The 7,793-nt window shown below is 63.5% G+C and carries 8 protein-coding genes and 4 pseudogenes; all 12 read right to left on the bottom strand.

Features of this window, described 5'->3' with window-relative positions; translation table 11 throughout:
* On the bottom strand, window positions 1-197 hold a 197-nt coding region (locus FHR94_RS19165), incomplete at its 3' end, for an Rpn family recombination-promoting nuclease/putative transposase (protein WP_183328323.1).
* A 260-nt stretch (window positions 198-457) separates the two neighbouring features.
* Window positions 458-1,375: an adenylyl-sulfate kinase gene (gene cysC, locus FHR94_RS19160; protein WP_343064691.1), complete on the bottom strand. Its 918-nt coding sequence runs from the start codon at window positions 1,373-1,375 to the stop codon at window positions 458-460.
* A 161-nt stretch (window positions 1,376-1,536) separates the two neighbouring features.
* Window positions 1,537-1,893 carry a DUF4351 domain-containing protein gene (locus FHR94_RS19560; RefSeq protein WP_246390088.1) on the bottom strand — a complete coding sequence of 119 codons (357 nt, stop codon included), beginning with the start codon at window positions 1,891-1,893 and terminating at the stop codon, window positions 1,537-1,539.
* Between the two features lie 2 nt (window positions 1,894-1,895).
* Window positions 1,896-2,432 carry a hypothetical protein gene (locus FHR94_RS19555; protein ID WP_221188552.1) on the bottom strand — a complete coding sequence of 179 codons (537 nt, stop codon included), beginning with the start codon at window positions 2,430-2,432 and terminating at the stop codon, window positions 1,896-1,898.
* 247 nt (window positions 2,433-2,679) lie between these two features.
* Window positions 2,680-3,207 (bottom strand): annotated as a pseudogene (locus FHR94_RS19150) (UDP binding domain-containing protein); the annotation flags it as partial.
* 127 nt (window positions 3,208-3,334) lie between these two features.
* On the bottom strand, window positions 3,335-3,763 hold the full coding sequence (locus tag FHR94_RS19145) for a hypothetical protein (RefSeq protein ID WP_183328321.1): 429 nt from the start codon (window positions 3,761-3,763) through the stop codon (window positions 3,335-3,337).
* A gap of 209 nt (window positions 3,764-3,972) precedes the next feature.
* Window positions 3,973-4,356, bottom strand: a complete 384-nt coding sequence (locus FHR94_RS19780) for a DUF4351 domain-containing protein (protein ID WP_183328319.1) — start codon at window positions 4,354-4,356, stop codon at window positions 3,973-3,975.
* A 557-nt stretch (window positions 4,357-4,913) separates the two neighbouring features.
* A pseudogene (locus tag FHR94_RS19135) lies at window positions 4,914-5,441 on the bottom strand (UDP binding domain-containing protein); the annotation flags it as partial.
* A gap of 139 nt (window positions 5,442-5,580) precedes the next feature.
* The gene (locus FHR94_RS19130) at window positions 5,581-6,099 is read right to left on the bottom strand and encodes an RES family NAD+ phosphorylase (protein WP_183328315.1); all 519 of its coding nucleotides are present in this window, start codon (window positions 6,097-6,099) and stop codon (window positions 5,581-5,583) included.
* Entirely contained in the window at window positions 6,096-6,515 is a 420-nt protein-coding gene (locus tag FHR94_RS19125; protein ID WP_183328313.1) for a DUF2384 domain-containing protein, read from the bottom strand. The genes FHR94_RS19130 and FHR94_RS19125 overlap by 4 nt, the downstream gene beginning before the upstream one ends.
* A gap of 290 nt (window positions 6,516-6,805) precedes the next feature.
* Window positions 6,806-7,522: pseudogene (locus FHR94_RS19120) on the bottom strand (UDP-glucose dehydrogenase family protein); the annotation flags it as partial.
* Between the two features lie 31 nt (window positions 7,523-7,553).
* Window positions 7,554-7,793, bottom strand: a pseudogene (locus tag FHR94_RS19545) (Rpn family recombination-promoting nuclease/putative transposase); the annotation flags it as partial.

The raw sequence follows: 7,793 nt of genomic DNA, 5'->3' as shown, positions 1-7,793 counted from the left end.
CCCCAGCGTACCCGCCAGATGATGTCATCCTCACGGTCACGCAATTCGTCGGTCACGTAGGAGCCGCTGACCTTCTCCAACGTCGAGAAGTCGAGTTGGGTCACCCAGTCTTCCTTGACGAACCCTGTCAGCAGGTCGCGGACCATCTCAGGATGAGAAAACAGCAACTTGTAACTGTGGTCGTGATGATTGGCCATGCGAACTCCACTTCAAGAAGCCAGTATACCGCCCCTCTATTATCGGGTCGAAGAGAGCATCCCGGCAAAGCAGGCCCAGGGTCACAATGGGTGCGATAGGCGCCGGAAGGATGGCCGCCGCGCCGCAGGCTGCCAAGAGACCCACCCATTCCGCGGCCCCCAAACGAAAAATGGAGCGCACATCGCCCCGGCTGGGGCTACGGCACTCCATTTCCGTTCAGCCTTCCCATCCGGCGAACCGGCTCGGTGGCGAAGCGGCCTTACATCACGATCTTGAACAGTTGGCTCAACAGCTCCTGCTGATTGAACTCAGTGGTCTTGAGGCGTACCTCGGCGGCCTTGGGCACCTCGTAGGGGCTGTTGATACCGGTGAAGTCATCAAGCTGGCCTTCCCGAGCTTTCTGGTACAGCCCCTTGGGATCGCGCTGCTCGCAGATGTCCAGCGGGATGTCGACGTGCACCTCGAGGAAGTCGCCGTCGTCGAACAAGGCCCGGGCCTGGTCGCGGTCGGTGCGGAACGGCGAGATGAAGGCGGTGATCACGATGATCCCGGCCTCGGCGAACAGCCGGGCGACCTCGCCCACGCGGCGAATGTTCTCGGTGCGATCGGCCTCGCTCATCCCCAGGTCCTTGCACAGGCCGTGGCGGATGTTGTCGCCGTCGAGCAGCATGGTGTGGTAGCCACGGCGGTTGAGCTCCACCTCCAGGGCGTTGGCCAGGCTCGACTTGCCGGAGCCGGAGTAGCCGGTGAACCATACGCATTTGCCGGCATGGCCGTTGATCTGCTCGCGCATCGCCTGGGTCACGCTGGTACGGTTCCACACCACCCGGGCCTTGCTGTCGTGCTCGCGGTACTCATAAGGCAGCTCGCTTTCGAGCGGGCAGTGGATCATGCCGGCGCCCACGGTGAGGTTGGTCAGCCGGTCGATGAGGATGAAGCTGCCGGTGCCGGGGTTGGTGCGGTAGTCGTCCACCGGCACCGGGGCGGTGAGCTCGACGTGGCAGCAGGCGATGGCGTTGAGGTCGAGATGATCCGCATGGCGCTGCTCGAGGGTGTTGACGTCGACCTGGTAGTCGATGGCGGTGACCTTGCCAGCGAGGTCGCGGGTGGCCAGCTTGAGGTCGTAGAGCTTGCCGGGCTCGAGCGCGGTCTCGTGCATCCACACGATGGTGACCACTGAGCCATCCCTGTCAGGTGGGGGCCATCATTGCCAGGTGGGAGCTCACGGTCCGGCGTTCCGGCTTGCTGAGCGATGGCGCCGCAGGCGCCCGAGGCATCCACCGCTGCGCGCCGGATCGCGCTGCAAGCAGCGCTCCCACCATACTTATCGCCGAGCCGTCATTCGCCGAACACCTCGGCCAGCGACTGGGCATCCAGCAGGTTCTCGGCCCAGCGCTCCAACTCATCGGTGGTGGCCTGCTGCAGCCGCTGCTCGGTGTCAGCATCCAGCGGGCCAAAACGACGTACCAGCTGCTTGCGCAGCAGGGTCTGCTCGCCTTCCTGTCGCCCTTGCTGCACGCCCTGCTGCATGCCCTGCTGCATGCCTTCTGAACGCAAACGCTCGGCCAGTCCTGTCATCGCGGTGTTCTCCTTTGGATACCGGGCCTCGTACAGCTGCCGCTCGGTATCGCTCAGTCCCGTATAAATATCGACAAAATCTAAATATTTGATCTGCTTCTCGATATTCGGTTCCAACGTCAGCAGCCCCTCGATCGCCTTGGCGTAGCTGACAGGGCCGAGGAGCAAGGGCCAAGGAGCAAGGAAACCCAAAAAACCAACCACTCGGCGGGAGTCGCCGCCAGCACACAAGCCAGGTAGTCGAACGCCAGGTAGCGGTGCCGCTCGCTGCCCAGCGCCAACTGGCAGGGAATCGCCGGATTATCGTGCAGGAAGATTACCACCGGTACGACACGCTCGGTGGCCAGCAGCTCGGCCAGGTCCAGGCAATAGTGGGCCAGGCGATGGATCGAGAAACGCTGCGGGTTCGTCTCCTCCTCGAGCACGAACAGCAACGCCTCTCGCCGCCCATCCGGCCATTCCACCAGCAGAGGCACATCCAACTCGCGAAAGCGATCTCCCAAGCGCTCCTTGAGCTGCTCCTGACGCAGCGGGGTGATGGTCACGCTGGCATCGATCTCCCCTGCCTCGTCCGCGGCGAAGAAGGCCAACGCCTCGTGGGGGTAATCGAGGATCAGGTTCTTGAAGTTCTGATCATGGCTGACGGGACGCACCATGGCGGTTCCTTCTGCTATGCCACGTGGGAGCGCACGGTTCGGGCCCCGGTTCACAGCGCGATGGCGCCGTCAGGCGCCCAAAAGCATAACGCAATAGCCACCGCTTATCGCGCAGCAAGCTGCGCTCCTACGAAAAGCCACAGCACCTGCCATCCTGGTGAGAGCTCACGGTCCGGCGAACCGGCTCGGTGGCGAAGACGCTCAGCTGAGGATCACGAGTGGGTCAGTTTTATTGACCGAAAATGGGTCACTTCTGATGGCCATTGACAGCGGGCTCGTAGAGGTTGCGCCCGTCGACCACCACCGGCATGGCGAGCTGCGCCTTCAGCCAGGCGAAGTCGACGCTGCGGAATTCCTTCCACTCGGTGCAGATCACCAGCACGTCGGCGCCCTTCACCGCCTGGACGCGGTCGGCCACCAGCACCAGGTCGTCACGCTCGCCATACAGGCGGCGGCACTCCTTCATCGCTGCGGGATCATAGGCCTGCACCCTGGCGCCGGCGGCCCACAGCGCCTCCATCAGCGTGCGGCTGGGGGCATCACGCATGTCGTCGGTGTTGGGCTTGAACGACAGCCCCCACAGGGCGATGGTCTTGCCCGCCAGGTCGCCGTCGAAGGCCTGGGACAGCTTGGTATACAGCGTGCCCTTCTGGCGATGGTTGACCCTCTCCACCGCCGTGAGCATCGCCGCCGGGTAGTCCACCTCGTGGGCGGTGCGCGCCAGCGCCTGCACGTCCTTGGGGAAGCAGGAGCCACCTGGGCCAGGCCTAGGGAAAGACACGACAGGAGGTGGTAAAGCTGGCGCTACTGGCGGCGGAGCGCCTGCTGAAAGGCGAGTGGATCGCCAAGGGTGGGGAGTGGCGGATTAAGCCGTGACAGTAGCGATGCAAGAGGAAGCGTCCTCAGGCACTCAGGCCATGTCGATGCCCTGTCGCGTCGGCATAGGTACGGGTTTGCAGAGGAAGCAACGCTTTGCGTAGTGGTGCGGTGGCATCGTTCAGGCCCCATCGCTTGCTGGGGGAATATCGCCCTTGGGTGGGCGTGTCGTCGTTTCCCAGCAGTTGCCGGTGGTACAGCCGGGTCAGCTGCTGCAGGTGTCGGGCAGTATCACGGCGACATACCGGGTACTGGCTAAGCAGCTCAAGCACACAGAGCGTCCGTTGGAAGTCCTCACGAGGCATCACGCCGCGCAGTCGCTCCAGCTCCGCCTGCGTCGGCTGATAGCCTCGGTACCAGACGGCTTCGGCCAGCTGCTTCACATCATCGACCGCACACTCGAGAGAGCGTGAGCCGACCCGATACAGCCGTTTACGAGTGAAGGAAACCGTCATGACTCAACCTCGCTGCGGTGATAGTCACCAAGTACCACGTTCAGATTACCCAATATACGGGTTTCGTCGCCAACACGGTATCCGCCATCTGGTGTGGGAGCTCAGCTTGCTAAGCGATTGGCGCCGCAGGCGCCCGAGGCATCATCCACCATCGCTACACGCCGGACCGCGCTGCAAGCAGCGCTCCCACCATACTTATCGCCGAGCCGTCATTCGCCGAACACTTCGGCCAGCGACTGGGCATCCAGCAGGTTCTCGGCCCAGCGCTCCAACTCATCGGTGGTGGCCTGCTGCAGCCGCTGCTCGGTGTCAGCATCCAGCGGGCCAAAACGGCGCACCAGTTGCTTGCGCAGCAGCGTCTGCTCACCTTGCTGCATCCCCTGCTGCATACCTTCTGATCGCAAACGCTCGGCCAGTCCTGTCATCGCGGTGCTCTCCTTCGGATACCGGGCCTCGTACTGCTGCCGCTCCGAGGCATTCAATCCCGCATAAATATCCACAAAATCCAAGTATTTGATCTGCTTCTCGATATTCGGTTCCAGCGTCAGCAGCCCCTCGATCGCCTTGGCGTAGCTGACAGGGCCGAGGAGCAAGGGCCAAGGGGCAAGGAAACCCAGAAAGCAACCGCTCGGCGGGAGTCGCCGCCAGCACACAGGCCAGGTAGTCGAACGTCAGGTAGTGGTGCCGCTCGCTGCCTAGCGCCAACTGGCGGGGGATCGCCGGATTGTCGTGCAGGAAAATCACCACCGGCACCACCCGCTCGGTGCACAGCAGCTCGGCCAGGTCCAGGCAGTAATGCGCCAGGCGATGGATCGAGAAGCGCTGCGGGTTCGTCTCTTCCTCGAGGACGAACAGCAAGGCTTCGCGCCGCCCGTCCGGCCATTCCACCAGCAGCGGCACATCCAGTTCGCGAAAGCGATCTCCCAAGCGCTCCTTAAGCTGCTCCTGGGCACGGTTCGGGCCTCGGTTCACAGCGCGATGGCGCCGCAGGCGCCCGAAGGACGACGCTCACTGGCCCCCAGGGCGCCTGACGGTGCCAATCGTTCAGCGAAGCTGAACTCCTACCATGCAAGACCACCGTGCCGAACTGGGCCGTGCAGTGGCGTCACGCTGGCATGCGCAGACCCTTAGGTTACCGACGTTCCCCGACTCAGGGGCTGTCGATCGAGCGCAGCGAATTCCCCCGTCCCACGGCGTAATACAGCAGCCCCGCCTGCTTGAAGGTGGCGGGCTCGTAGAGGTTGCGGCCGTCGATCACCATCGGCATGGCGAGCTGCGCCTTCAGCCAGGCGAAGTCGACACTGCGGAACGCCTTCCACTCGGTGCAGATCACCAGCGCATCGGCGCCCTTCACCGCCTGGACGCGGTCGGCCACCAGCACCAGGTCGTCACGCTCGCCATACAGGCAACGGCACTCCTTCATCGCTTCGGGATCATAGGCCTGCACCCTGGCCCCGGCGGCCCACAGCGCCTCCATCAGCGTGCGGCTGGGGGCATCGCGCATGTCGTCGGTGTTGGGCTTGAACGACAGCCCCCACAGGGCGATGGTCTTGCCCGCCAGGTCGCCGTCGAAGGCCTGGGAGAGCTTGGTATACAGCGTGCCCTTCTGGCGATGGTTGACCCTCTCCACCGCCGTGAGCATCGCCGCCGGGTAGTCCACCTCGTGGGCGGTACGCGCCGGGTCGCTCAGTAGGGTTGAATGCCCACGAATACCGTTCGAAAGCCCACAGCAACAGCGAAGGTCCCAAAATTCCTGTGGGAACGCACGGTCTGGCTAGTAGCGCGCCGGTTTACCGCACAATGGGCGCTGCAGGCACCTACTCCCACGACCGCTGGTCCTTGGGCAGGTCATCAGCGGGGTCATAAGCCACCAGTCGATCCTCTTCTTGGAGTGCCTCTGTATACAGTACCAAATTCGTACCACCGGGATTGGCCATGGAGGGAAACAGGATGCCGGCCGCACCGGCCTCCAGAGCGATATCGGCCAACAGCCAACTTGGTGGCTCGATATGTTTGTTAAACCACAGCCAGCGCCAGTCGCAGGTCAGCTCCAGCCAAAGCGGGTCCCATGCCGGGGTATAGCCCTCGCTGAAATCCACCACCTTTCCTAGGCACAGTTCATAGCTCACCAGCAGTCCCGGGGGCATCAGGACAGAAAGCTGGCGATGTTCTTCCAGGGCGGTCGTCGCATCGAGCGCAAGATAGAGCGCCGGCAAGCCAACCCGGTTCAAGCGCCCGCCGTGCTCGGCAGCCCCAGCGCCACTGGTTGGAGCATAGGCCCACCGAGGCACATGCACCCGATACGCAGCACCTTCCAGCGACGACGTCACTTTCATCCCACAGCCCCGGCTCGCAACGCCTGGATATAGCGCATCAGATCCTGGGTTCGCCCTTCGCTGACCAGCCGTTCCGGCGTCTGGTAGTCGAAGGCGCTGATGGGTTCGTTGCGAAACCAGAACAGGGCGTGACGAAAGTCCCCGTTGATAACCGCTGCTGCACTCAGTACCTGCAGCGCCTCGCGCAGGAAGCCCTGCAGTTTCTCGCTCCCTTGGGCGCGCGACACCGTGACCCGATGCACATGGGCATCGGCCGCCAGGGCCTGCAAGTCCATGCCCAGTGCACGGGCGAACAACCTGGGATCGATAATCGGCTTGCCCGCCGCCGTGGCAGACCGCCGCAAGTCCTCCACGAACCGCTCATACGTCTCGGGCGCTTGGTACTCATCCGGATCGATCGCGGCATCGGCACTCATGGCAGGCACCCCGCAAGCTATGGAAAAGAGATATACGCAGCAATATTGCTGCATAAATGCATCACTTAATTATAGCCAGCAAGCCCCGAGGCTGCCATGGCCCTGCTCGCATCTGCGCGACTCGCATCTGCGCGACATAGGCGAGCCGGTCGGTGGGCTATCCAGTGCGGCCACCATCAACCGACATCTTGTGTGGGAGCATACGGTCCGGCGAACCGGCTCGGGCGAAGACGCCTTACATCACGATCTTGAGTAGCTGTCTCAACCGCTCCTTGGCGTTACCCCCCGACTCAGGGGCTGTCGATCAAGCGCAGCGAGTCCCCCCGCCCCACGGCGTAATACAGCAACCCCGCCTGCTTGAGGGTGGCGGGCTCATAGAGGTTGCGCCCGTCGATCACCACCGGTATGGCGAGCTGCTCCTTCAGCCAGGCGAAGTCGACGCTGCGGAATTCCTTCCACTCGGTGCAGATCACCAGCGCATCGGCGCCCTTCACCGCCTGGACGCGGTCGGCCACCAGCACGAGGTCGTCACGCTCGCCATACAGGCGGCGGCACTCCCTCATCGCTTCGGGATCGTAGGCCTGCACCCGGGCACCGGCATTCCACAGCGCCTCCATCAGCGTGCGGCTGGGGGCATCGCGCATGTCGTCGGTGTTGGGCTTGAACGACAGCCCCCACAGGGCGATGGTCTTGCCCGCCAGGTCGCCGTCGAAGGCCTGGGACAGCTTGGTATACAGCGTGCCCTTCTGGCGGTTGTTGACCGTCTCCACCGCAGTGAGCATCGCCGCCGGGTAGTCCACCTCGTGGGCGGTGCGCGCCAGCGCCTGCACGTCCTTGGGGAAGCAGGAGCCGCCGTAACCGCAGCCCGGGTAGATGAAGTGGTAGCCGATACGCGGGTCCGAGCCGATGCCGCGGCGCACCTGCTCCACGTCGGCCCCCAGGCGCTCGGACAGGTTGGCGATCTCGTTCATGAAGCTGATCTTGGTGGCGAGCATGGCGTTGGCCGCGCAACCTGCAACGGCCGTGGACGGTAACAGCTCAGTGCTTGGCCTCACGGCGCAGTTGCGCAACGTCTTCAACGCCGAGGCCGGCGATCTCAGCGATCATCTGATCATCCATCTCGGTACGCGCGATCAGGTTACGGGCAGTCTCGCGTTTCGCTTTTCGCTCGCCTTCCTGTCGACCTTTTTCTTCCCACCGCTCGGGCCATTTCTTGATGCGTTCGGCCAGCATGTCATGCACCTCGTGTAGGTCCTGCAAGTCATTGAACTCGGGCAG

The sequence above is a fragment of the Halomonas cerina genome (assembly GCF_014192215.1).
In the GTDB taxonomy this organism is placed as follows: domain Bacteria; phylum Pseudomonadota; class Gammaproteobacteria; order Pseudomonadales; family Halomonadaceae; genus Halomonas; species Halomonas cerina.
The sequence above is the reverse complement of the archived record's forward strand: the minus strand, read 5'-3'. Positions and strand labels throughout refer to the sequence as shown.

Excerpts from the sequence above, each read along its gene's own strand:
- FHR94_RS19130 (WP_183328315.1), bottom strand. The coding sequence starts at position 6,099 with ATGAAAGTGACGTCGTCGCTGGAAGGTGCTGCGTATCGGGTGCATGTG.
- FHR94_RS19125 (WP_183328313.1), bottom strand. The coding sequence starts at position 6,515 with ATGAGTGCCGATGCCGCGATCGATCCGGATGAGTACCAAGCGCCCGAG.
- FHR94_RS19555 (WP_221188552.1), bottom strand. The coding sequence starts at position 2,432 with ATGGTGCGTCCCGTCAGCCATGATCAGAACTTCAAGAACCTGATCCTC.
- FHR94_RS19145 (WP_183328321.1), bottom strand. The coding sequence starts at position 3,763 with ATGACGGTTTCCTTCACTCGTAAACGGCTGTATCGGGTCGGCTCACGC.